The organism is Vibrio sp. 10N.239.312.D08, assembly GCF_041466145.1.
Taxonomy (GTDB): Bacteria; Pseudomonadota; Gammaproteobacteria; order Enterobacterales; family Vibrionaceae; genus Vibrio; species Vibrio crassostreae_C.
This window is the reverse complement of sequence record NZ_JBFSSD010000047.1, coordinates 14,874-38,738: the sequence shown is the minus strand read 5'-3', so window position 1 is coordinate 38,738 and position 23,865 is coordinate 14,874. Positions and strand designations below refer to the sequence as shown.

The 23,865-nt window shown below is 41.2% G+C and carries 25 protein-coding genes and 1 pseudogene; 12 read left to right on the top strand and 14 right to left on the bottom strand.

Features of this window, described 5'->3' with window-relative positions:
• Nucleotides 1-200: 200 nt before the first annotated feature.
• The 4 genes from AB6D58_RS19885 to AB6D58_RS19870 all read right to left on the bottom strand — a co-directional run bounded on the left by AB6D58_RS19885 (nt 201) and on the right by AB6D58_RS19870 (nt 2,732).
• Complete coding sequence (locus tag AB6D58_RS19885; RefSeq protein WP_017061991.1) at nt 201-593, bottom strand: Rid family detoxifying hydrolase; 393 nt, start codon at nt 591-593, stop codon at nt 201-203.
• A 194-nt stretch (nt 594-787) separates the two neighbouring features.
• A complete protein-coding gene (locus AB6D58_RS19880; protein ID WP_017061992.1) occupies nt 788-997 on the bottom strand; it encodes a hypothetical protein in 210 nt (69 codons plus the stop codon).
• Nucleotides 994-1,539 (bottom strand): LPD25 domain-containing protein, encoded by a 546-nt coding sequence (locus AB6D58_RS19875; RefSeq protein ID WP_017061993.1) that lies wholly within the window; start codon nt 1,537-1,539, stop codon nt 994-996. The genes AB6D58_RS19880 and AB6D58_RS19875 overlap by 4 nt, the downstream gene beginning before the upstream one ends.
• 401 nt (nt 1,540-1,940) lie before the next feature.
• Nucleotides 1,941-2,732 carry a hypothetical protein gene (locus AB6D58_RS19870; protein ID WP_137001452.1) on the bottom strand — a complete coding sequence of 264 codons (792 nt, stop codon included), beginning with the start codon at nt 2,730-2,732 and terminating at the stop codon, nt 1,941-1,943.
• 221 nt (nt 2,733-2,953) lie between these two features.
• On the opposite strand from AB6D58_RS19870, the gene AB6D58_RS19865 reads away from it, so the two are divergent.
• The 3 genes from AB6D58_RS19865 (at nt 2,954) to AB6D58_RS19855 (ending at nt 5,096) form a co-directional block, all read left to right on the top strand.
• Complete coding sequence (locus AB6D58_RS19865) at nt 2,954-3,106, top strand: hypothetical protein (protein ID WP_156168086.1); 153 nt, start codon at nt 2,954-2,956, stop codon at nt 3,104-3,106.
• A 105-nt stretch (nt 3,107-3,211) separates the two neighbouring features.
• On the top strand, nt 3,212-4,042 hold the full coding sequence (locus AB6D58_RS19860) for a glycosyltransferase family 2 protein (protein ID WP_017061995.1): 831 nt from the start codon (nt 3,212-3,214) through the stop codon (nt 4,040-4,042).
• Complete coding sequence (locus tag AB6D58_RS19855; RefSeq protein WP_017061996.1) at nt 4,035-5,096, top strand: hypothetical protein; 1,062 nt, start codon at nt 4,035-4,037, stop codon at nt 5,094-5,096. The genes AB6D58_RS19860 and AB6D58_RS19855 overlap by 8 nt, the downstream gene beginning before the upstream one ends.
• Nucleotides 5,097-5,585: 489 nt before the next feature.
• Here AB6D58_RS19855 and AB6D58_RS19850 read toward each other — a convergent pair whose 3' ends face one another.
• Both AB6D58_RS19850 and AB6D58_RS19845 read right to left on the bottom strand, forming a co-directional pair.
• The gene (locus AB6D58_RS19850; RefSeq protein ID WP_017061999.1) at nt 5,586-6,413 is read right to left on the bottom strand and encodes a CPBP family intramembrane glutamic endopeptidase; all 828 of its coding nucleotides are present in this window, start codon (nt 6,411-6,413) and stop codon (nt 5,586-5,588) included.
• Between the two features lie 18 nt (nt 6,414-6,431).
• A complete protein-coding gene (locus tag AB6D58_RS19845) occupies nt 6,432-6,680 on the bottom strand; it encodes a hypothetical protein (RefSeq protein WP_017062000.1) in 249 nt (82 codons plus the stop codon).
• A gap of 475 nt (nt 6,681-7,155) precedes the next feature.
• Between AB6D58_RS19845 and AB6D58_RS19840 the strand changes: the two genes are divergently transcribed.
• Nucleotides 7,156-8,316 carry an HlyD family secretion protein gene (locus AB6D58_RS19840; RefSeq protein WP_372058236.1) on the top strand — a complete coding sequence of 387 codons (1,161 nt, stop codon included), beginning with the start codon at nt 7,156-7,158 and terminating at the stop codon, nt 8,314-8,316.
• A 56-nt stretch (nt 8,317-8,372) separates the two neighbouring features.
• Here the strand turns inward: AB6D58_RS19840 and AB6D58_RS19835 are convergent, their stop codons facing one another.
• The 3 genes from AB6D58_RS19835 to AB6D58_RS19825 form a co-directional block, all read right to left on the bottom strand.
• On the bottom strand, nt 8,373-9,920 hold the full coding sequence (locus AB6D58_RS19835) for a TcdA/TcdB catalytic glycosyltransferase domain-containing protein (RefSeq protein WP_017062002.1): 1,548 nt from the start codon (nt 9,918-9,920) through the stop codon (nt 8,373-8,375).
• Nucleotides 9,895-10,395: a hypothetical protein gene (locus tag AB6D58_RS19830; protein ID WP_017062003.1), complete on the bottom strand. Its 501-nt coding sequence runs from the start codon at nt 10,393-10,395 to the stop codon at nt 9,895-9,897. The genes AB6D58_RS19835 and AB6D58_RS19830 overlap by 26 nt, the downstream gene beginning before the upstream one ends.
• Before the next feature lie 93 nt (nt 10,396-10,488).
• Complete coding sequence (locus AB6D58_RS19825; protein ID WP_017062004.1) at nt 10,489-10,674, bottom strand: hypothetical protein; 186 nt, start codon at nt 10,672-10,674, stop codon at nt 10,489-10,491.
• A 372-nt stretch (nt 10,675-11,046) separates the two neighbouring features.
• Here AB6D58_RS19825 and AB6D58_RS19820 point away from each other — a divergent pair, with 372 nt between their 5' ends.
• The 3 genes from AB6D58_RS19820 (at nt 11,047) to AB6D58_RS19810 (ending at nt 14,972) form a co-directional block, all read left to right on the top strand.
• Nucleotides 11,047-13,197: a peptidase domain-containing ABC transporter gene (locus AB6D58_RS19820; RefSeq protein ID WP_372158190.1), complete on the top strand. Its 2,151-nt coding sequence runs from the start codon at nt 11,047-11,049 to the stop codon at nt 13,195-13,197.
• A gap of 217 nt (nt 13,198-13,414) precedes the next feature.
• A complete protein-coding gene (locus tag AB6D58_RS19815; RefSeq protein WP_017061968.1) occupies nt 13,415-13,537 on the top strand; it encodes a hypothetical protein in 123 nt (40 codons plus the stop codon).
• Nucleotides 13,538-14,228: 691 nt separating this feature from the next.
• Nucleotides 14,229-14,972: an endonuclease gene (locus AB6D58_RS19810; RefSeq protein WP_137001449.1), complete on the top strand. Its 744-nt coding sequence runs from the start codon at nt 14,229-14,231 to the stop codon at nt 14,970-14,972.
• A 325-nt stretch (nt 14,973-15,297) separates the two neighbouring features.
• Here AB6D58_RS19810 and AB6D58_RS19805 read toward each other — a convergent pair whose 3' ends face one another.
• Both AB6D58_RS19805 and AB6D58_RS19800 read right to left on the bottom strand, forming a co-directional pair.
• Nucleotides 15,298-16,092 (bottom strand): hypothetical protein, encoded by a 795-nt coding sequence (locus AB6D58_RS19805; protein ID WP_017061970.1) that lies wholly within the window; start codon nt 16,090-16,092, stop codon nt 15,298-15,300.
• Between the two features lie 314 nt (nt 16,093-16,406).
• A pseudogene (locus AB6D58_RS19800) lies at nt 16,407-16,943 on the bottom strand (recombinase family protein); the annotation flags it as partial.
• A 216-nt stretch (nt 16,944-17,159) separates the two neighbouring features.
• Between AB6D58_RS19800 and AB6D58_RS19795 the strand changes: the two are divergent.
• Nucleotides 17,160-17,420 carry a type II toxin-antitoxin system Phd/YefM family antitoxin gene (locus tag AB6D58_RS19795; RefSeq protein ID WP_017061972.1) on the top strand — a complete coding sequence of 87 codons (261 nt, stop codon included), beginning with the start codon at nt 17,160-17,162 and terminating at the stop codon, nt 17,418-17,420.
• Nucleotides 17,420-17,722, top strand: a complete 303-nt coding sequence (locus AB6D58_RS19790) for a type II toxin-antitoxin system RelE/ParE family toxin (RefSeq protein WP_017061973.1) — start codon at nt 17,420-17,422, stop codon at nt 17,720-17,722. The genes AB6D58_RS19795 and AB6D58_RS19790 overlap by 1 nt, the downstream gene beginning before the upstream one ends.
• Before the next feature lie 3 nt (nt 17,723-17,725).
• Here AB6D58_RS19790 and AB6D58_RS19785 read toward each other — a convergent pair whose 3' ends face one another.
• The 3 genes from AB6D58_RS19785 to AB6D58_RS19775 form a co-directional block, all read right to left on the bottom strand.
• The gene (locus AB6D58_RS19785) at nt 17,726-18,337 is read right to left on the bottom strand and encodes a recombinase family protein (protein WP_017061974.1); all 612 of its coding nucleotides are present in this window, start codon (nt 18,335-18,337) and stop codon (nt 17,726-17,728) included.
• 137 nt (nt 18,338-18,474) lie between these two features.
• The gene (locus AB6D58_RS19780) at nt 18,475-19,389 is read right to left on the bottom strand and encodes an AAA family ATPase (protein WP_017061975.1); all 915 of its coding nucleotides are present in this window, start codon (nt 19,387-19,389) and stop codon (nt 18,475-18,477) included.
• A complete protein-coding gene (locus tag AB6D58_RS19775; RefSeq protein WP_372158187.1) occupies nt 19,386-20,411 on the bottom strand; it encodes a DNA mismatch repair protein in 1,026 nt (341 codons plus the stop codon). Before AB6D58_RS19775 ends, AB6D58_RS19780 begins: the two co-directional genes overlap by 4 nt.
• Nucleotides 20,412-21,825: 1,414 nt before the next feature.
• On the opposite strand from AB6D58_RS19775, the gene AB6D58_RS19770 reads away from it, so the two are divergent.
• From AB6D58_RS19770 to AB6D58_RS19760, 3 genes are all read left to right on the top strand, one after another.
• Nucleotides 21,826-22,548: a hypothetical protein gene (locus AB6D58_RS19770; protein WP_137001450.1), complete on the top strand. Its 723-nt coding sequence runs from the start codon at nt 21,826-21,828 to the stop codon at nt 22,546-22,548.
• Nucleotides 22,549-22,615: 67 nt separating this feature from the next.
• Complete coding sequence (locus AB6D58_RS19765) at nt 22,616-23,287, top strand: hypothetical protein (protein ID WP_017061977.1); 672 nt, start codon at nt 22,616-22,618, stop codon at nt 23,285-23,287.
• Entirely contained in the window at nt 23,284-23,802 is a 519-nt protein-coding gene (locus AB6D58_RS19760; protein WP_017061978.1) for a metal-dependent hydrolase, read from the top strand. Before AB6D58_RS19765 ends, AB6D58_RS19760 begins: the two co-directional genes overlap by 4 nt.
• Nucleotides 23,803-23,865 lie beyond the last annotated feature (63 nt).

Here is a 23,865-nt window from a genome sequence, read left to right as displayed (position 1 = left end):
CATTTGGCACTCTAACTCTCGAAAAATGTAATTCTTACTCATTTCGCGATACTTAGGTGATAAAAGCCATAAATATAATAGGTTGCATTGGATTTGTAAGATTTACACCATTAAACATAAGGAGAAAAAGTACGCACTAAGGTATGTCTAAATAGTAACCCCAGCTCTAGGCTGGGGCTAAAAAACGAAACGAGTAACAGCTAAGGCGCGACAGCAACGGCCTCTATTTCAATCAGGGCATTGAGAGGAAGTTTCGATACTTCGATGCAGGTTCTCGCAGGGAAAAAATTGGCGCCGTTCTTAATAAAGAAATCGTTATAAATTTCATTTACCACGGAAAAGCTCATCATATCGGTAAGGTAGACGGTTGTTTTCACTACATCTGACATGTCAGCGTCTGCATGGAGCAAAATCGCTCTCATGTTCTCTAGACACTGCACGGTTTGCTTCTCCAGACTACTTTTGACCAAAAGTCCTGTATGAGGACTCAATGGTAATTGACCTGAAGTGAAAATTAGCCCACCAGTGATGACCCCTTGAGAATATGGTCCGATCGCTTTTGGGGCTGCTTGAGTATCAATGATTTTGCGCATGTTTTCCCAGTCCTATTCGTTTTATATGTCTCAACCAAGCTATAGGATTAGCTGAAAAAACACTTATTATTTAGTCATAATTAAAAATAAGTTACTGATAGAAAAGAAAAAGGTGCAATGAATTTGCTTCATTTGTTTTGGGGCTTTGACGTGCGAAGCACGGACAAAGCCCACCATCTGGTTAACTAGCCCCTTCACTCACTAAAACCCTCGCTCGAGCTTTCGGCTTGGAATCGTTCTACTTGTTCAATGAAATCACAGAAATCCTGCTTACTTTCAATGTGAGAGCCCGATTGTTGTAACACAACATTTAAAGCCGACACCATTTGACCTACTGGCGGGTTAAGGGCAGCTAACCTTTCAAACAGTCGAACTAGTCGGGTATCTAATACAAATGCTTTCATTGCTTAACCTCACAACGTGTTTGAACCATCCCTTTATTCTGCGCTTTAGCTACACGTACTTTTTCAAACGCGCTCTGGCGGCCATTGGCCACTTGTTGTCGATTGAGTTGATATGTTTTCAACAGCTCTATTAGTTCTTTGCCTTGCGGGTTAGTTAAATACCAATGATTCGGCTCTGATTTCTTTAGAGATTCAGAATATTCCAGGATGCGAAAGCAATGATCAGCGAAGCCGATTTCATTGCCTCCACACCCCAAATCAATTCGACACCGATGCAGATGACCACCTTCAAACTTTACCGTTACTTCTGCTTTGTCGTAACCGCCTAATGGGTTATCTAGTGCGGCTTTGAGTGCGATGGCCTCAAAGATTTCAAACTCAAATTCTTCATCGGTTTGTAGCCTGGAAGATTCAGACCAGTGAATCAAAACTGACAACGGCGCAACCTTCATTGTTGTAGAGCCTGACGGATGCAACGGGGATACGTTGCTCGCTTTTGCGGGCTTAGTGCTGTGAGTGTGCAAAGAAAGGGAATGTGGCATGGTGTGCTCCTTGGGTTATTAGGGTTTCATCGTCGTTTTCGCCTAACTTCCCGACTGACGGCACGGTTTTCACCGTCAAAAGCGCGTAGCGTTCATTTTACTTTTGATGGTGAAGTTCTGCTGGCAAAGGATTAGAAGTGGCGCAAACGAGTCGCTGAAACTCAACCGAAGGACAAATAGAGCACAAGCCAAAGCACACTCAGACAGCACTTGGCCGCGAAAGTGAAAGCTTGTCTAGCCCTGATTGTGACCGGAACGGACAAGACAACGTAAAGCACGTTGTTTGTGATTGAAGATGGCTTGGTTGAGCCACCGAAGAGTGAGGAACGAGCGAGGAGGTTCGCGAAATAAAGCAGGTAGCCCGTAGGGTGCTTCAAGTGAAGAGAAAACTTTAGAAGGAGTTATCTTAAACTTTCAGCGTATTCCTGCATAACCCTAGCATTATCGGCCTTAACTTCGTGACCACATAACTCTCCGTTATTACTAATCAGGGGGCTAGAGTACGCAGGAACTACTTGTGTAGCATAGCTCATGACAGTGCCGTAATTCGAGCAACGATAAGCACCCGCGTAAGGCTTTACCTTGTTTATATTACCAGGGAAAACTTGCTCATTAATCCAAAACTTACCACTTTCAGTATCTGGCTGCTCATGCATAGCCCAAGCTAAGTGCCCAAATTCGTGTTCTAAAACGGTAACAGGAAATTTCTCAGATAAGACAATAAAGCTATCATTCATATTCATCATTGTCATGCCGTGAATCTCTTGCTCAAGGACGACAGGGTGATTCTCACCAAGAACGACCACATACTGCTCTATTGGGTTACTTCTAAGATGGTCAATTTCGGAAGCACCTACTTCTTCTTTTAAGGCAGAATGTAGAGAGGAAACAGATGAAAAACTCTTTGGCATAGATATAAATCGACTCTCTTTAAAAGAGCGAATAATAGGTACACAAGAGTTAGCTAATATTGTGTTAGACATTGCCACGGCTTCATGCAGTTTTCCGACAATTTCATTTTTATACACAACGGACTCATCAATATAAAAAGTGATCTTTGATTGAACTGGCTTGTTAATCTCACATTTAGGAAATATTAACTCAGGGCTAAGATTGCGCTGGCTTATCATAATGGCAAAAACACTCAGCAAACTACCCCATATAATAAATTTCTTATGACTTTTATTCATCATATTACACTCAAAGTTTTATTAATTATAAATTAAATTTATTTCATTTAAGAAACTACCACATAACGTCAGTTATACTAGTTCATTTTATATAATTTATTATTTAATTAATTAGTAATGGTCATTAAAAAAATTATACTATCCTTGACGGTTAGATACGCTTTAGTATGGTAATCCCATCATGCTAATAGGTATATGACTAACTTTTACTAAGGAATATTATTATGTCTAAATTATTAACTGAAGAAGAAATGATGTTGATTGGTGGTGGTTGCAGTCGTGGACTTTCTAGGGCTTTAGATAGATACAGGGAAAATCGTAATAGTGCCGGGGCTAAAGCGGCACGTCGACCGGAAAGGCGCTGCTCTCAGCGCTAATACCTTTCGAGAGTATAGATATTATACATCTACTAAAGCGCTGACTAGTTAGCCAGTGCTTTATCTTAGTTCTATAGACAAAACCCAGAATAAAAGATTAACGACATGGTTAAATTATCATCATACATAATCTGTAAAAATGAAGAAGAGAGTATCAAAGATGCTATCCTTTCACTCTTCAATCATGTTGACGAAATAATTGTAGTAGACACTGGTTCTAAAGATGAAACTATTAATATAATCAAAAGTATCAAATCTAAATTAATAAAACTTTACCATTTTGAATGGGATGATGATTTTTCTTCAGCGAGAAATTTTGCTTTATCTCAAGTGAGCTATGAATGGGTCATTACCATCGATGCTGATGAAATAATAAAAGAACAGTTCAATCTAAAAGAAGTTATTCTTTCGGCACCAGAAGGCACCAACGCCATATGTCCTTACATAGTCAGTGTTACTGAAGATAAAAAGGAGAAAGGCTATTCCATTCCTAGAATGTTTAAGACATCAGATTTCTATTACTACGGGTATGTTCATGAACAACTAACGCCATACAATAGTAAAATACAATGTTTAAGCCAGATATATATCATACATTCGGGGTACAAAAATGATATAATAATAAATAAAAACAAACTTAAAAGGAACTTCCTATTATCTTTAAGTAACTACCAAGAAGATTTGTTTGATGAGTTCTTCATTATGTATCTAATAATCGACTGGACTTTATACATTAATTCCGATAAATATATAACCCCTTCAGATATTTTTAAAAAATTAACCAAAATTAATAATGAAAACTACTTCAAAAAGGCTATAGATGCCTTGTTAGCCCGGTATTTCAACGAATTAGATACCTTTATTTCCATTATGAGCTCCTTAGATAATCCAACAAAAATTAAAGCAATTAAATATATTGAGGTATGTGATGATTAAATTATCAACATGCATTATGACTGACCACCTATCACAGAGTATCAAAGAAACGATATCCAGTGTAATAGAACAGAGTAATGAAGTTGTAATACTAGCAACCAATTTAGTAGCGTACAATGCTCTTTCCTTACACTACTCCGGTTCAAAAATTAAAGTTTGCTTTCTAGAGTGGGTGGATAACTTTTCTCATATGAGAAACTACCTATCTAGCCTATGTTCAAATGACATTGTTTTTCATCTTGACTCTGATGAACGTGTAAGCTCTTCTTTTTTTGATGAGCTTTTCTACTTACTAGCTTTAGCCAACACAGAAAATACTGTATTTGAAGTTACAGTTGTAGACGAATCGGGCTCTGTTGCGCGTAACATCCCTCGAATTTTTAACAAGACACACTTTTGCTATTTCGGATTTGTGCATGAGATTGTAAGGCCCAACAATGACGCATTGCACTTCTCATACATATCTCTAAAACACTCAATTACACATCGAGGGTATTCTCTCGAGCAAATGAAAACCAAACTTATAAGAAATACACGACTTAACAAAAAGAACGTTAAAGAGTTCCCGACGGATCTAAGGTGGGTTTACTTTTCAATTAAAGAAGACTGCCAAATTGGTAACTATCAAAATGCTCTTAACTTTTTAGGGCAAGTTAAGAGTAATGAGAACCAAGATGACACTTATATCGCAGGTTGCTACTGTTATTTACTATTCTCACTGATTTTTTCGTCACGACTTACTGAGGCTAAAATTCTCCTGAAAACAGCAACACTTAACCAGAGTGATAACGATTACTTTGAGGCTTTGACTTTGCTCTATGAGGTAGAGGCTTATAAAGAACATATACAAGAAATTATTGCCAATATCACAAGCACTCACGGTTCCAGTATTGACACTAACGGCTTTCATATTGATATGCTTCGAGCAAAGTTAGAGATAATGAATCAAAACTTTTGTGAAGCATTTGCCTTGTTTGGTAGCCACAACTCTAGAGGTCGAGTAATGTCTCGCTCACTTGAGAGAAAGTTAGTGAAAGCTTTGGAGTCTTTATGAAGCTATTTTGCCAAAACTGCAAAAAGTACACTCCACATACCATAGAGCACGATCGATCTACCTCCTTCCTTGGAAAAATTTGTGAATTACTGCTTGGGGGATATGGTTACTCAAATTCATACAAGAATATAAAATGCAATGTATGTGGTACCCGCTATAACAAAGATTTACACGAAACTACATATTTTGATGGTGACGATAATAGCCTCTAAATCAAAGTTAACACGAAGCTTTTAATCATTAATATCGAGCCCAAAGTTAACAAGAACACAACCGCCCGGTAATTATTTTTATTGTCCGTCACTTCAGTACTACTCCGGCCACCTTGAGCAACCAGAGCACTCAGAACTAAGATCACAATGGCGCTGTAAGCATAGTAATCGCTTAACGAATACTGTTTGAAAGATGGGACTAAAAACCAAAGTACGCTTAAAAAGAGTAAGGCGATATTTAAGTAAATAAGTATAAGAAACATTCTTCTTGTTAACATTACTCCTCCCTAAACTCTCTTCGCTGATAATAAATAAAGAGCAAAAACAACACCAGATAACCCGCTTGCAGCGCAATAATACTAATGTCAACTGCCTCCCAAGGATTAAAGTGAAGCTGTGTTATCAAGTAATAAACAAGGTCATAAAGTAAAATAAACAAATTATGACCAGCATGAATGGCAATGACCACTTCTAAGCGGCGATATCGCTCAAAGACCCAGCATAAAAATATCCCTGACATAAAGGCGTAAAGTGCCCACTGATGTATTGAAGCGAATATTAGGCTTGAGAGTAATGCTGCGCAGGTAACCCCAAAAACGGATCTTAAAATAACAAACAACAAATAACGAAAGAGAAGCTCTTCTATCACGGGAGAAATAAACACACCGTCCATAACGCTGCTTAACACACTCAACCAATCAATCACACCATCATAGGCTGAAAACAAAGGCGTGAAATTGTAGGCTTGAGCCTGCCAATAGCCTGGAGAAAACCAATCAAAAACAATATATTGAATATAATTTGATACAGAATTCAATGAGATCAAACCAAGCAATACCAATACGCCTTCACCCCATGTACATGTGTTTCTAGGCCAAGAGGTTGAATACTGCTTCCAATGCTTATCTCGCCGAGCACTAATAAACAACGTGGAAAAAGCGATAACGGGTAACAAGTAGTAGGCGATAACGGAGTAGAGCACTCGATCCAAACTCGGATTAAGTGCCCACTCTCGGGTAATGAGCAGGTAGTAATCAAGCAGAATATAACTTGGAAAAAAATAACCTATATAGATTACCACCACAGCAAAGATCATTAACCGCATCGTAAATTACTCCGAAACCTAACGGCCTCCAATACGGTTACTGCCACCTTTGTCGTGGCGGTCATTCATATCGCTGCGCGAACGAGAACGAGCCTGTGCAGCACGATCTCCCGAGCTATCTCTTCGCTGGCGATATTCGCTATAACGAGCTCTTGCAACTGGTGCGTGTGCTCTATCAAGCGAATCACGGATCCAGCTTCCAATTCCACGACCAGGATTCCCTCCAACAACTTGCTCAATCTCATGAACAGTAGCTAATACTTTCATTGTTAAACTCTCCCTCATACATAAAACATCATAAAATCCACGGTTCCAAGAGAGAGCGGACGGACAACTGACCTGTCGGTTTAAAATCTGTTGCATTCCGACCTAACCTCCCTGCTTGGATGTTAAAAATTAACGTGCTTATTCGGGAGGAAGTATTTAATTATTGCTAATTTATGATGAGGCATTGAGTTTCTTAGTTCTTGATTATTCGATTGGTTTTCCTTTGCATCAAGAGAGTTCCTCCCCCAAAAAATCACTCGTAATTACTGTTTAATAAGCTGAGTTTTTTCTCCGCTCCTTCTAGCATGGAGAGAGCCCCTAACTATCCATAAACTTGCAATTTGACCTAAACAGTCTAAGGCACTAATCCAAGGAATAAACAGAAAAAGGAATTATTATGTTATTTCGCCGACAAGTTCTTGAAGCAAAAAAACAAACGCTAACAGGTCGCGTCGTTTTAATTCAGCCACTGTCCTTGTATGGTATCAGTGCGGCACTTTTCGCTCTCTTTGTTCTCATCTTGTTCTATCTTTCGCAATTTGAGTTCGCACGTAAAGAGACAGTGAAGGGATACCTAGCCCCACAAAAAGGCGTCATCACTTTATATTTTGCTCGTTCAGGGGTACTCAATCAGCTCTGGGTAGAGGAAGGACTAGAAATCACAGAGGGCCAGCCGATTGCACGGATTCAAAATAGCCAAGGCTTAACCAGTGGAAAAGAGCGAACCACAGCTCTCATTCAAGAAATAGACACACAGTTGAAAATGTTGGAAAAAAAGCGAACCATTTCTGACGCCCTGTTTAACAAGCAAACTCTCACTTTGCAGCACCAGTTAGAGCGCCTGAATCAAAGTTTAAGCGCAATTAACAAAGCCAAACAAACCAACACCATACGCCTTGACCTACAAACCCAACTCTATGAAAAACGACAAACCTTATCTCAAGATGGATACCTTTCAGCAACAGCCTTGATAGAAGCTCAAGAAGCGTTATTAGAATACCAAGAAGCGAATCAAACAATAGATAAAGAGGTGAGTTCGCTTCAGGTCGAGATAACACAAATACAAACCCAGCAACAGTTGCTGCCTGAACAACACAACTTAAAACTACTTGAGATACAACAACAGATCTCTTTATTACAGGCCCAAAAAGTAGAGCTAAACAGCGAATATGAATTTACACAGAAAGCGCCCAAGCAAGGCACTGTTACAGCGATTCAGGCTAAAGTAGGGAGCCAAGTATCCCCAAGTACACCGATTTTAAGTATCATCCCCACCAACTCGCCCCTTGAGTTAGAATTACTCCTACCTACCCGCTCTGCTGGTTTTGTTCAACAAGGTGATACCGTCAATATCCGCTTTGATGCTTTTCCTTATCAGAAATTCGGCTTAATGACTGGTGCTATCACGAGCATTGACAAAGCTTTGATCTTGCCAAGTGACAAAGCCCTCCCCATTAAGACAGAACAAGCCATGTATCGAGTAACAGCCTCTTTACCAGATCAATTTATGAACGCCTATGGTGAAGAATTTCCATTGAAAACAGGCATGTTAGCTGAAGCTGATATTATTTTAGAAACGCGCACACTCCTAGAATGGTTACTTGACCCAATATACGCGATTCAAGGTAAGCTTTAATGAGCGAACCGCACTAAAAAAGTCAGCTTGAATGTTAGACAATGACTAAAATCGAACTAATCAGAAAAGAGGTTTTGGTTTCTAAGCCAAGTTGAGCGCATGTGCTCTACTGTAAATTGAGTTTGATGATCAAATGCCATCTTTAAGCCTGGGTGGCTCATTGCGAACGCGACGGCGTTCGGACTGCAGCCTTCAATGTCAAAAACTTCATAAGCAAGCGATATAAGTACTTCTAATACCAATGAAGGCCCAGACAAAAAGAGCGTTACATTATCACTTGATCGTAAATGGTCATACCGATAGTCCGAAAAACGAAGCCAATACTCCTCGCTCTCCATCACTCTATTGTTAACGTCACAGTCGCGAGAGTTGAAAATATCATCAAATATAATGCCGTTATCTTCCATATAACGGTAACGACTGCTCATCATCGTTAAGACAATTCTTATTAACTTGGATCCCTTAGGCGCTATCAGCACATTGTTGTTGAACTCGCCCACACTATTTTTGGCTTTCGTTAATGCCAAACCCTCTTTGTGAACGGGAGGCAAAATAAAAGGGTGGAAAAGTTTATCTTCAGTTATCGCAGCAACATCTTCATGCAAACTTTTGATTTGCTCTTTATCATCATCAAAAAACGTCGCTACGATATTCTCTACTAGCTGATGATCACCTTGGCACCGTGCAAAACGAGTCAATTGCTGAGTTCGAAACACATTCATGACGAGCTCGGCTTTAAGTACATCGACCATGTTATTACTCACCCATTCAGGAAAGCGCCGATTTGTTTTAGGAAAACAGTGCTCAAAACTTGGGAGTGTGTCGAAATCAACGTACATCCCCCCTTGATGATAAAGAACCAACAACCGAACGATATCACTCGCTGCCGCTAAATTATTTCTCAGAAGTACTTCGTACAGGTAGTAAGGTTCTAAATCAAAGCCGCTAAATACAAATAATGAGTCAATTGACGCAATATCTATCAAGGTAACTAGTTTCGTTAGCCGGTAGTAACGATGCCTAACACGATAGAGCCTATGTTCAAGCTCAGTTGCGATGTCGGCATCATAGACTCGAGTATGATCAATTAACCATTCATCGAGGTGTTTCTCCTGACTTGCTACAAACGCCTCAAACCAGTCACTTTGGTGCTTTATCAAGGCCACATCTTCATGACTGCAGTGGTGTAGCCGACAGAGAACGTCCTTAATCTCACTAGCAAGTAAACAGCGGCTATCGTAATAGATGAATGTATCGTCTTGGCAAACTTCTTCCCACACATCAAAATATTCAAGTTGGCGCTCGCCCAAACAACCAATCCAAACAAAAAATACCTTATCTAACATCACAAGGTCTTCTGGTTCGAGCCAACTAATACGCTGTAACACATCTCGAGCAAGGTATTGTTCCTTGTCAGCTAAAAGCAATTCGTCCAATAACCGAATGAAAATAGACACAGATTCGTGATTTACCTGCCCTTGAAGCGCCAGTAACTTCTCTACGAAACCACATGCTTTTTTCTTATCAAACAGCGTGGACTCAGAACTATTGATAAGCTCAAAAACAAGTTGGATATTATTATCTAACGCACTGCCAGCTGTCATATTCATCACCAATTGTCATGGAATCTTCGCGTAACAGCTCTACATCAAACACAGTGCGACGCGTCCCTTTATAGGATGGAGATAGGTAGATTTTTTTGATGTCGTTTAGATACTGTTCACTCAACTCGCCCATGGGTTCGATATCAAAAGGGGCATACTCAAGGCGAAGTTGATGCTGATAAAAGTCCCAGTTTCCTTGAGCTGAAAAAGAGAAGAGAGCTGGCTTGTCTTGATTACTTAAAAAGTATTCAAACGTCCCTTGCGATGAGAAGCTGCCGTCTTTATCCAATCTCAAATGTTCGTTGAGAATGCGGTCACCAATCAACGGGAAAGTAAACCAACACTGCCACCAACCTACCAACGCCTGCCGAGTAATAGGCATGATGGCATTATCTGACATAGAGACAAGAGAAGGCTTGTCAGCCATAGGCAACGGGAATTGAGCGACAAACAGTGATAACAAGTACGTTTTCATAATGTGCTCCATATATAAAAAGGAATACCTGATTTAAGAAAAAAGTGAGGTAAGTGAACGACATACCCCACGATAATCACCTAAAACCAATACCTAAGACGAACGGCTATTACAGCCCCCGCTCCAATCACGGCCCTTTGACGTATTTCCTTTTTTCGTCGCTGCTTTATGCAGCTTTTTAGGTTTAGAGGTACAACCGTCGTATCCCTTCCCACCCACAACTTTATCAAGCATGTCCTCTGAGAGTGACGCTACTTGTTGGCACATAACTTTCTTCATTTCTCATCCTTAACGTAACTAATGTTTCTCCCTGAATAACGCCTGTACAACGCAGCAATAAAACTTGGCACAGAACTGGCGCTTGCGTAAACGGAAGACCTACAGGGGTTTAGCCCTAGCTATATCAAGGCTTAAATACCATCAGAACCACAATTAATTTATGAGTTAATTTATTGATAACCCTCAATTCTTATTGGTTTATCAACCTAGGGGCATAAAAATACTACGAATCAAATGCCCGAATCCCTTATAGATAATTAATCGTAATTTCTCCTTTAATAACATGTCATTATCCGTAAATACTCATAAGGTTGGGTGGAATTTAATTAATAAAAAAGAGCACAGCAACTCGTTGTTCAAACTATAAAAAGCATGAACAGGCACCCAATGAGCACCTCTCACAACCAAAGAACACAGAGTATGTTAGGACACCCCCATAACCTTCTTCATCGATTGCATTACACACATCTAAAACGCGTACCTTTGGTGATGCAATCCGAAGTATCAGAATGCGCATTAGCGTGCGTTGCGATGATTTCCGGATACTACGGTTACCAAATCAATGTCGCCTCACTTAGACGCATGGTAAGGATTGGTACACAGGGCATGAATTTAAAACAGGTCATGGAATTAGCTAATCGAATAAGGCTCACAGCACGAGCAGTACAATGTGAAGTAGAAGAGTTAGATCAGCTTTCTTTGCCATGCATTATTCATTGGGACTTAAACCATTTTGTAGTGCTAACCAAAGTGTGTAATGGAAAGGTTGATATCAATGACCCCGCTCAGGGTAAGCGCCAGTTATCTACAATTGAATTTGCTCGCAGCTTTACCGGTATTGCACTCGAACTACACCCCAGTAGTAACTTTAAAAAACAAGACAAACGCGAGACCATGCGAATTAACCAACTGTGGGAGAAAATTCATGGGTTAAAACGCACCCTAGTTACACTATTAATGTTATCAGTGGTCATTCAAGCCGCCGCATTAATAGCTCCTTATTACATGCAGTGGGTAGTTGATAACGTCCTGCTCAGTCATGACACACCTTTGCTGATGGTTCTCGCATTGGGCTTTGCGCTACTGAACTTGATAAAGACCGGTGTGACCGCTTTTCGTAGCTGGTTCGTTGTGCGATTTAGTAGTGCACTCAATATCCAAATGGGCGCTAACTTATTCCATCACCTGATCAGACTGCCTAATGCTTATTTTGAAAAGCGCCATGTAGGCGATGTTGTCTCTCGATTTGGCTCTATCAACGCCATCCGGGAGCTACTCACAACAGGTATTGTTGAAGCGTTAATCGATGGCTTAATGGCATCCGTTGTCTTAATAATGATGTTTCTTTATAGCCCACTTCTGACTGGTGTTGTGCTTGCTGTAGTTGGGCTTTCTTTTGTCGTTCAGTGGCTGTTCTATTTTCCTAACCGCCGCATCACTGAAGAATCAATAGTGGCGGAAGCCAAAGAAGATTCCCATTTTTTAGAAAGTATTCGAGCAATACAAACCATTAAACTCTTTAGCCATGAAACACACCGACAAAACAGTTGGCTAAACCGCTATGCAGAAGTGATCAACACCGATATTCAATTAGGGAAACTGGACATCGCAGAAACGACACTCAACGACCTAATTTTTGGGTTGGAGATGGTTATTGTCGTTTATTTAGGAGCTTTGATTGTGATCGAAGGGGAGCTGACGGTGGGAATGTTATTGGCGTTTATTGCGTACAAAAACCAGTTCACGACGAGCATTCTTGCCTTCATAGACAAAATACTGTCCTTTAAACTACTCACCTTGCACTTAGAGCGGCTCTCCGACATCACTTTACATACCCAAGAAGATTCACCAGGCCAAGCTTCACTTCCCCTGCCAGTGAAAGGTCATATTAAAGTTGAGAACGTCAGCTTTCGTTATTTTGACCAAGCACCTTGGGTGCTAAACCAACTCAGTTTTGAAATAGAGCCTGGAGAAAGTATCGCAATCACCGGCGAATCTGGATGCGGCAAGACAACCTTACTTAAGCTCCTTCTTGGGTTACTCTCCCCGACGACTGGAACCATTTACCTAGATGGTATCGATATCCAAAAGCTAGATAAAACAACGTATCGTTCACACCTAGGAAGTGTGATGCAAAATGACACTCTACTTTCAGGAACACTGAGCGAAAATATCACCATGTTTGATAGCCCATATGATGAAGAAAGATTAAAAGAGAGTTGTCGCCACGCTAACATTTTAGCCGAGATTCAACGACTACCATTAGGCTTTTATTCTTTGGTTGGAGACATGGGAAGTAGCTTTTCCGGCGGGCAACTTCAACGTATTTTTCTCGCGCGAGCTCTTTATAAGCAGCCTAAAGTCCTCTGTTTAGATGAATCTACGAGCCACCTTGATGCTAATAATGAAGCCATTATTAACCAACACGTTCAGCAACTAAATATCACTCGCATTATCATTGCACACCGAGCAGAAACCATAGCTTCAGCTACGCGAACCATTCATTTAGAGAAGCCCCAATAGGTGTGAATTTTGACAATAACACCACGACACGACCACCGCTGCGCCTATAAATTACACGTGATAATGCAACTTAAACATATAGAACAACAGCGGCTACAAAGCTTGTTAAACCAAAGGACGGGGCGCAGCATTGGGTGGGCGGGGGATGTGGTGTGTGTTTGTGGACAAAAGAGGGATTCATTAGACACTGGGTACCCGACAACGATAGGGAGCGACAATGGTTAATGGACCACAAACACTGCAGCCCGGAGCCAAATGGGCAAAGAAAAGAATGAGAGCGAAGAGGGCTGGCCGAGTGCCGGGGGCACGCGCATTGGACGGCACGGCCAACAAAAACTGACCGCAACGAAAAATGTACCAGGCCCATGAGTAAGTGACCGCATGGAAACACGTTGTTTGTGTTTTGATGCGTTAGCCAACTGCCCTGCTTTGCCCGTCTTTTTGGGCAAGGCAGATAAACAATTGCCAGCTTGCCTGGCTACCTTACAGCACGCTTTCTGTGCGGTTGTGAAAATTTACACATAATGTCCAATAATACTTGAAGTAGCTCAGTGCCCGACAGCTTGCTGGCGAACCGGCACGTGCTATTTTGTATTATTCCACATTATGTTCAATTTGAACTAAAGGCCCCAAGCTTGGGGTTTGGGGCTGGTAATCGTTCTTTAAAGCAGCTTTGCTACGGAAGACAAAACGCAGCCGCCTGAGTGGTGATGACGTTTATGTGATGGGCTGTGGCGCGCAGCGTCACGTGTTTAGCCCATGACATGTTTTTTCGTGTTCACCACTTAGAAGTGGCAAGTTTTGACTGAAGTGGTGAGCAAAGCTTCATTACTACATTTTTAGCCCTGATTGTGACCCGAAGGGACAAAACACAGTGAAACGCTTTGTGGTTTGGTTGAGCCATTGGGACGTTGCGAAGTATGAGCATAAGATCCAATTCGCGAAATAAAGCATGGTTTCCCGAAGGGGCTTGGTAAAAAACAATAATTACTGCACTATTCTTCTATCACCTCATCTCTATAGTAGCCGTTATGCCTATCATCAAAACAGCCATCCCTCTTATCTTGTTTGCCTTTAGCTCTTCAGCTCTCGGCGCAGGTAATACAACCATAGACTCATTCAACAAAGCAAAAAGGACGCTTGAAAGAGAAGTATATCAAGATCATCGGGTGACACTGTATTGTGAAGCTCAGTTCGATGCACAGAAAAACGTTCAACACCCTGATGGTTTTGTCACAACCAAGCATAAGAAAAGGTCGAAAAAGGTTGAGTGGGAACATGTCGTTCCTGCACAGAACTTTGGCCAGGCTTTTAGTGAATGGCGCGATGGTGATGAGCAGTGCGTAAACAGCAAAGATAAGTCATTTAAAGGCCGCAGGTGTGCGGAAAAAGTGAATAAAGAGTACCGTTACATGCAAGCTGATATGCATAATCTTTTCCCAGCGATAGGGGCGGTTAATGCTTTAAGAAGCAACTATAACTTCACAATGCTACCGACCATAAAATCAGATTTTGGCAGCTGTGATATGCGTATTTATAACAAAAAAGCACAACCGCCTGTTGCGTCTCGAGGTCGTATCGCACGAACTTATATGTATATGGAAGCCACTTATCCAAAATACCAAATGAGTAAGCAGCAACGTCAGTTAATGAAGGTTTGGGATATACAAGATCCTGTATCTAAGTGGGAATGTCTCCGTTCTAAGCGCATAGAGAAGATACAGGGTAACGCAAATACTATTGTAAATAGTCGCTGTGATATTGCCGGTTTTTAACGAGTAAAAGCGGTGATGCTTTACCTGGCCTTTCCGCGATCACTAACACGAATTGATTAATGATGATGGCTGGCGCAGTCTGTTAGCGCTTTTTGCTAACAGTCTGCGAACGAGATAGCTGATGCGCAGCATGAGCGCCCCAAGCTTGGGGAAGGGGTTGATAAGAAAGAGTGGAAGCCCTAGCCAAGAGCGCTAGATAGAACAAGCAACAATTTCTTTGTATGCCTTGCCCTGTGTCGCTCGCGGCACGTTTAGGGCATGGCTGTTTTACAATGGAATTGTGGCAATTAGAGAAAGCTTTTGGCTAGGGGTGACTCAACTGAAGCTAATAATCATCGCCGTCATTTCCCATTTCAGCAGAATAATCACAAAGATTGTCATCATGCATAGTATTATTTTCAGTGTAACTTTCTGAGGAGCTATCCCCATAATCAACATAGCTTGGAGCATACGTATTATTGGCTTTTCTCGAATGAGAAGATGATTGGACACGCTTTGTATTAACTTGAGCCTCCCTTTTCTTTTCAGCCGCTAGCTCTGGGTGCTCACCTGAACCGTGACAAATAGAGCATACTCTCCCATTTCCGTACTGACCTTTACCTTCACAACTAAAGCACAAATCCCTCTTAGAGGGCTTCTTATTAACCGGTTTCTTCGCGTCTGACAATATATAGTTTACAAACGTCTTATAACCTTGATTCTTTAAGATACCCAAAACCTTCAAGCTACCTGTTAAAAAGTGTTTTAGAGTAAAGTGTAAGTGGTCGATAACCAAATAAGAAACGATAGGAACGACTGCAATAAACTCAATTCCAACTTCATTCTTTTTAGTGTAAAAAGCCGATAGGCTAGCAAAATTATGCCCTATGCGTTTTTGAATTGAACCAAGCTCAGCCTGGACTTCACTTAGCAAAATGTCACTACCTATATCTTTAAACGCTACATCGCCAAAATGTAATAAAAGTGTTTCTTCATTCACAACACAAGAAAATTCATATCCATCAAAAGAGAAGTCAATTTGACGTGGGCTCTTTACTTTAGGAGTAACTCCCCACTTATGTAGTAGGGCTGCGACAGAGTATGAGGATACTTGATCCTGTTGAATTATTTCGTTCATCATTAGAAAGGTTGATCCGGTTTTGGCTCATTTTCACCCGCGGTCAAGAAGTCTGAACGCTTATACGTTGGAGTAACAACTTCAATCTCACTAAACCATTCATTTGTACTCCAATCACCGGTGTTTTGACTCGTGCGGATTGAGACTGACTTGCCAACAAGCGTTTGTGCTTTTTCGAATACTTCTATTGCAGACTCTTTGTATTTATTGATACTCATTTTACGAACATCACCAATACTATTTTCTATAAGTACCATAGAGCCAGACTTTCTAGCAGATGCTAACGTACCAAAATCATTCCAAACAAAATTATTCATTTCTAAAACCTTATAAACTGTTGTACGACTGCATCCTAGCTCTTTACTGATCCTATTTTTATTCATCCCCTGCTCTGTAAGCTCATGAATGCGTTGATGAAGCGTCTTATCAGGAAATCGGCCGAGGTGCCTCCCTTCGGCTTTAGCGCGCTCCCTACCCTCGTTACAACGCTGTAGAATGCGTTTTCTTTCCATCTCAGCGAAGGCTGAAATGGTGGTATAGATGACACGGCCAACATCACTGTTGATGTCTAAATCTCCGAGATCATGAAACACCAACCCTGCGCCTTTTTCATTGAGTTTGTCGGCGATTTGAAGTGCATCGATGGTGTTACGCGCAATACGGTCAACTTTGGTGACGTGTATGATGTCGCCGTCTCTGGCAAACTCGATAAGACGTTCTAGCTCTTCACGCTCTGCAGATTTTCCGCTGGCTTTCTCTTGAAAGATTTTCTCACAACCGATCAGGACCAGTTGCTCAAGCTGAACGTCTAGAGTTTGTTCGTCAGAACTGACGCGTGCGTAACCGATCTTCATGAAGGAACCCCAAAGTGAACATTAAGATACTTAAAGTTAAGTATACATGTTCACTTTGTATTTGAAAGACTTTTTGAACAGTTAGATCATAGATGTTTAATAATGTCCATAAAGGTACACCTTTATGGACAATACATCAGATTACCTTCAATCACAGAATCATACAAATTGGTTAAATCGTTCGATTCGTTTATAATGAACGAAAAGGAGAATATTATGCAATCACTTACTGCTAATACAGCTAAAACCAAATTTGGTGACTTACTGATGAAGGTTCAACGTGAACCTGTACAAATTAATAAGAACGGCTCACCCGTTGCGGTGATGATGTCTTGTGAAGAATATGAACAACTTGAAGCACTCAAATTGATGGTGGTGAAATCACGCTTCGAACAAGCAGAGGCCGATGCTCTATCAGATAACCTGGTCGATGGTAACGACTTCATGAACGCACTTAACCAAGGTAAATTTGATTAATGATGCACTACAAGCTTTCTTCTGCAGCGCAATCTGATCTCATTGAGATTCGTCGCTATACATTAGAGCGATGGGGGCAAACACAATGGACGACTTACTTTTCAGAGCTCAAGCAATCAATGGAATTACTGGCGAACAACCAGCTGCTTGGCATAGAAGTTTCTGAACTGGGAAAAAACTACTTCCGGTTTCCTTTAAAGCACCATGTGATTTATTACATCCAAAAGCAAAATCACATTGTGATTGCAGCCGTTCTTGGTAAGCACATGTCACCTGCCAAGCACTTTTCACAACTCTCTTAACCCTTAAGCTAATTTAAGGGTTAACCCGCGTCGCTTCATGTAGTCACGCAGCGTACTCGGCGCTTCGTCGATCAATTTGGCTGTGGGACGAATCCCCAAGCCCATCTTTAAATACTTCTCTATTTGTTCACGTTTAACATCGAGCTTCAGCTTCTCAGCTTGGCCCTTTGGTCTTCCGAGAATCATGCCATTTTTCTTTCTAGCGGCAAGCGCTTCCTTTGTTCTCATCGAGATAAACTCACGCTCTATCTCTGCCGCAAGTCCTAGCACCGTTGCGGTTATGCGAGATTGCATTGAACCATCTAGCTGCAAATTCTGTTTGGCGATATAGACATTGATCTTCTTTTCCATACACACTTCGAGAACCTCAAGCACTTGTAAAGTAGAACGCGCAATTCGACTGACTTCAGCAAATACGATGCAATCTCCGCTCGTCATGCCCTCCACTAACGCACCTAATTTACGTTGCCGCCATTTTTTCTTACCTGTCACCACATCTTCAACAAACACCAAATTACCTATCCCAACCTTATTGGTGTAGTCATAGATCCCGTGCTTTTGGTTTGCCACATCTTGGCTGTCTGATGAGACTCTTAAATACGCGTAGTTCGCCATGCTTCCTCCTTAATTAAAGGCGATCCAAACTGGACAAGCTGAGCGAAAAAATATGAACGGATAACAAAGAGTGCGAACAGGGTCAGATAAAAAAACAGCACCGAATGTCGGTGCTGTTTGAAAGTGTGAGAGGTCGCTTACAAAACGTCCCTGAGGTTTTTACGCTCTTCAATTTCTTCTTGTTCTGGAATAGTCCCTGGCAGCGTGATTTTTTTAGGGCTCTGCTTAATACTTTGCGCTGAGCGCGCGGGCTTAGACGCCTTGGATTTCAAACTGAAGACCTGTGGATTAATAGTGAGGCTTTGTCTCACTTCAACCGCGAACTCTTGATTTTCATTTTCAGGTAAGTAATTGCTCTTAAGGTATTTAATCGACAACGATTCTTTGTTTCTCTTTAACGTAAATAAGCACTTTGTTAATCGCATTATCGACGTTAGACCTGCACCTGAGGCCATGGTAATTTCTTGGTTACCGCGGATTTCATCTTTATTCACATGGTGAACAAGCAACAAACTGGCGCCTGATTCACTGGCAAGACTCTGAAAAACATTTTTGATTAAGCGATCGTGTTTTACCTCTTCACAACGGCCTATTGATTCCGTCACCGTATCCACTATCACTAAGTCGAATTCCGAGAAGGTTTGCTTGAGTTGATCTAAATACTGCTTATGTTCTGCCTGTTCTTGGACCGAGCTATCGGGTGGGATCACTATCGGTTCAATATCCGTTAGAAAGTGGAGATTGTTTTTTAGCTCTGACTTTATAGTGGCTGTGCAATTAGCCAGCTTTTCTTTCATCCGAGACTGGATGACACCGGCACTATCTTCTGAACTCAGTACTAAGGTTTTTTCGGGTTTATCGGCCGCGCTCATCCCGAGTAAAGACATTGAAGAAGCGTGTTCCATTGCAATACACAATGCTAGGTGAGACTTACCAACGTTAGGCGCGGCAATTAACATGCCTACATGTCCTTTAAGTAAACCTTTTAAGCTGAAACTTAAGTTTTGACTAGCAGGTGAAGCCATCAAGCTATCAAGAGATTGAGTGATCATGATTCACCCTCCCCAATGTAGAATATCTGTATGCCATTACCCACATCGCGAAATTGAAGGCTGAAGTCTTTTTCGATTTGAACGGCATTGGCTAGCAAATCTTTTCTGAGATCACTACGGAAACTATGGCTGACCTTCGAAGCAATAGATTGAATGTAGCTATCGAGTGCCCACTCAAACTTCTTGTTGTGTAAGAACTCAGCTTTATGCGTGGTAATGTATTTTAAGAATGAACGAACAGACGGTTTACTGTAGTTGGTCATTTTGTGCTGTTCTAATCGGTAATAATAGCCATGGTCGCGTATCGCCTGCAGCAGACGCATGTCTGGAACTAAGAACACATGGTTAGTGAGGTTCTTACTGTTTTTACGGCCTGTTTTAAATTTACTTCGGTCACAATAAAAACGGTAATCTTGAACAAACTCTAATGGCTTTTTGCCAATTACGTTCTGCTCTTCATCAAGCTCATTTATCACTAAGTGAGCCGTTGCTAATTGAGTAATGCGGCGTTCAATTTGATCGTAGTTCGCGCGAGTGGTCGCCATGCCCATTCGGGTTGCTAATTCATACATACTCATTGATAAAACGGTCGCGTCTCGGTCAATAAAAGAGTCGAAGCCATCTTGTTGAGTATCTGATATTTCACCATCAGAAATGGTTTGGTACACCTGAGACCAGGTTAAACGTGCGCCGGCTTCATAAGAAGCATCATCTAACTGAATCGTTTGAGCGTAGGCCAGCATAGTTTCGAGGATATCGCGATGAGGCTGTAGTAGATAATCTACATGCAGATCAACTCTGAAATTCTTTCCATAACTATTAATATTCACACTTTCTAGTGGGTGATTTTGATCAGTGCCACCACTTTGAGCGATTTGAATCAGTTTTGACTGCATCGTAGAAGTTAAACGAGATGCAGGGTGAAAGATGGTTGCTCTAGAGAAAAGAATCGATGAGATAAACCGATTCTTTCGGTCCTCTTCATTAATAACTGTCAGGCTAGAGTTGGATGATAACGTCATGATCATTACCTAAGAGTGCGATAGTATCATTTTAACAGATAACCTTACTTACCTCATCAACTTCAGTAGATGTCTATATGATTTCGGCAAATATCTATAACTCATCACATAAATTATGTATAAATATCGGTAAATAACTACTTACTTCGGTAAATGTTTACTTGATTCTAAAAGATCAAACTTAAGATAGGATTACTGATGAGCTATAGTTTTTGTTTGTTTTTCCATCAACCTGATCCAAATATCATTAATTATCATTAAATTATGATCTTACCCGTCACCCAGATCGGTTAATGTTGATATGTTAATGCTTAAGTTCGGTAAATGTTTATATGTAAGATCGTCTAATATTAATATTTTATCGGTAAATGTTTATAATAAATCGGTAAATATCAATATATTTTCGGTAAATGTCTATACTTTTAGGTGGCTACTAAGAAACTAGAACCTTTAGGATCTAGTTTTACAATAATACCAACTTCACTCAGGTTCAGTCGGTGACTTAACAAGCAACATCAAATCTCTAGAGAGCTTTGATGTTGCTCGTTAAGTAAGTGTTAATACTCTAACATCTAGCTTTGAAATTTCTTTATGTTTGTCACTAATCGCATGTAATTGATATGTTTATCTTCATTAATCTATGGATTTTTGATCGCTTGATTTCTTATTTTTTTCTTATTTAATCCATTAACTTTTTATTGTGTACTCGCGTTTTAGGGTCTTACTACCCTGATCGTTGCGGGTGTTCGCCAGCGATATAAAATAAATGGGTGGAACTAAGTTTTTAGGCTTAGTAAAAGAAATAGTAAGTGACAGTGTCATAGTGTCTAGACGGGGACACGCTAAATCTAGGTTCATGGATTTAGATACAAACAAGCTCTCAGTGATGAATTCGCTAGATAAGAAGATTGATAAAGTAGTACACAAACTTATTTAGAAAGGGGAAAGAGTGACGTCTTGACCTGCAATGGTGTGGCGAGCCAAGCGACTATGCCCAGCCCTAATTAATCTGTCGTATAAATACGCGCTTGATGAAGTATGAGACTGAAAAGCCAACAATAAAATGAAAGATGGTCTTTGGTTGATGTTAACGTTTTTGTGTTGCATCACCCAGCCCGTCATAAGAATTTTATTGCCTGTCATAAATGTGAACGAATTAAATGACCGTATTATTCGTGCATATGGTTATTGGGTCGTTGTTGTGCCTCTTGTCCTTGTTGTTTACCCCTATGTTTCACATGAAAATTTTTTTCTTTGTGCGATTTTTACAGTAGTTCTTCGCTCAATAATTTACTTTTAATTTGCTTATAAACATGTCAATTACATGGAGTTTTGAACAAGCTCGAAATGAGCTATTTGGTTTTTTCAGTTTCTAATACGGTGATTTATTCTGGACAAGTAAGGACGGAATAGAATGCGATTTTTGAAACTCAGAACCGATCATAAACGAGTGCGAAGAGATGGAACACGTTATGTGACACCATTGATTGTTGATGCACCAAGACGCTTTGCGCCAAGTCGTGATCGTAAAGAAACCAGCTTGCGCCGGAAGGAGTGTCAGTTAATTACGGGAGCGCATGATTCAGGTAAAAGCCGCTGGCTTATGCGCTTAAAGGATAGCCGACACGAAATCTGGGGGAAAAAGCCGCAACCTATTTTACTTGAGGGGCTGATGCCTTTATCAAGTTGGGTGGAGGTGAAAGGCATTGCAAAATGGCACCAAGACAAAGAAGTACAATCAGAAGATTATACGCCCTGGGGGAAGCTCAACTTGCAGCTTAAGGCGGATCTCTTAGCTGATTACCTTCTTGACACCCAAGCCTTACTTTTTATTGATGACGCTCATAAGCTGACTGGCCGAAAAGCACAAATAGCCCGTAAATGTTTACTGTCTTCCAAAGTTTGGTTAATGACATCAAGCGAGGAAGGGAGGCTCCCTCCTTCTTTTCGGCCTATCGTAGAGCGCCGTGCTCCACAGCGAATTAATTTAGAGAGTGATGTTAGTTACGACACGACCAAAGCCTTGATTTGGTTCATGGTAGCGATGTGTGTGGTGGCCGGTGCATGGGAAGCTGGTGCTGTTGTTGGTGGGCTTCAGATGTTAGGTACTGGAAGAAGGTCGACGCGTGCTGATTAATGTTTTCCTTATATGGATTAGTTTATGCGCGTTCAGTGCTGCCTATGCCAATGATTGGGGTATTAGTGTGCCTTGGGAGGAAGCTGAGGTGCTACCGCCAGAAATCAAGCCCTACGAGCTCCCTACTTTAAAAGGTCAAGCTCCCCACTATAATGTCCCAACCCCTGCCCTCACGCCGGCACCAAAAGTGGATCCGGATGCGATTTTTAACACTGTACTTAAGTGCTACCCAGAGAAGAGTAAATTTAAGCTCGATTTAAACTTGGTTGCGGGCATGAAATCTAACATCGATGAGTATGATCCTGAAGGTTGGCCAGAGATAACTGAGCATTACATTGGAATAGTTGGCAAAATGCCGCTCTACTCCACAACTGAACAATCTCGGGAGCGCCAATGGGAATATCAGCGTCGTACCGCTACAGCTACCTCTGTAGCAAGCTTTACTCAATCCTTAGCTGATAGAAATTATGCCTATCGCTTAATGGGGCTTTATCTCTCTTTGGAGGCCAGAGCGCAACTGAGAGTGAAAAAAGGGGTGGCGAACGTATCAGAGCAAGTCGCTTTGCTTGAAAAGGTGGCCTCTTCTCATCGAGATGTTTTGGCGCATGAAGCTAAAATCGTTGAGCATCGTTTAGCTTTGGTGGCAATGTGTGAGGCCACATATACTGATCAGATGAACCGTTATCTTCAAAAACTCGCTTACCTTCCCCGCCCTACTTCCGATACCCAATCACAATGAAATGGTTCAATCACACCTTAATTGCTGGCGCGATTTGTGCTGTGGTGTCACCTCCTCATGTTGCTGTGTGTGTCGCAGGTGCAACTGCTCCTGATTGGTTTGAATACGTACTTAAGGTTGGCAATCGACATATCAAACACCGAGGCCCCACACATGTTTTCACGCATTGGTTACTGGCTGCCCTAGCCTTTACTTTGGTTTGGGATTATCACGGGATCGGGATGGCATTTGCTTGGGGTGGCGTTAGCCATATTTTGACTGATGCGATGACAGTATCAGGTGTGCCTTTTTCGCCTTACAGTGATAGGCGCTTCCATCTGTTTGGAGGTCGATTTAGAACCGGTGACCCTATCGAATATGCAATTTCCGCAGGGGTTGTGGTGGTGTGTATTGCTCTATCCCACCTAACCGGTGGACATGGGTTTGCGCCGTTCTTTTATGATTGGGGAGGCATGTACCAAGAAGGTGTGATTGATGGATTAGAGTGGAAAACGAACCGATTTAGGCTGATTTAAATGCGAGAAAAGTTGTCAATGCTCAGCCTGAGCATTGACAACTTTTCTCTATATTTTGAAAGA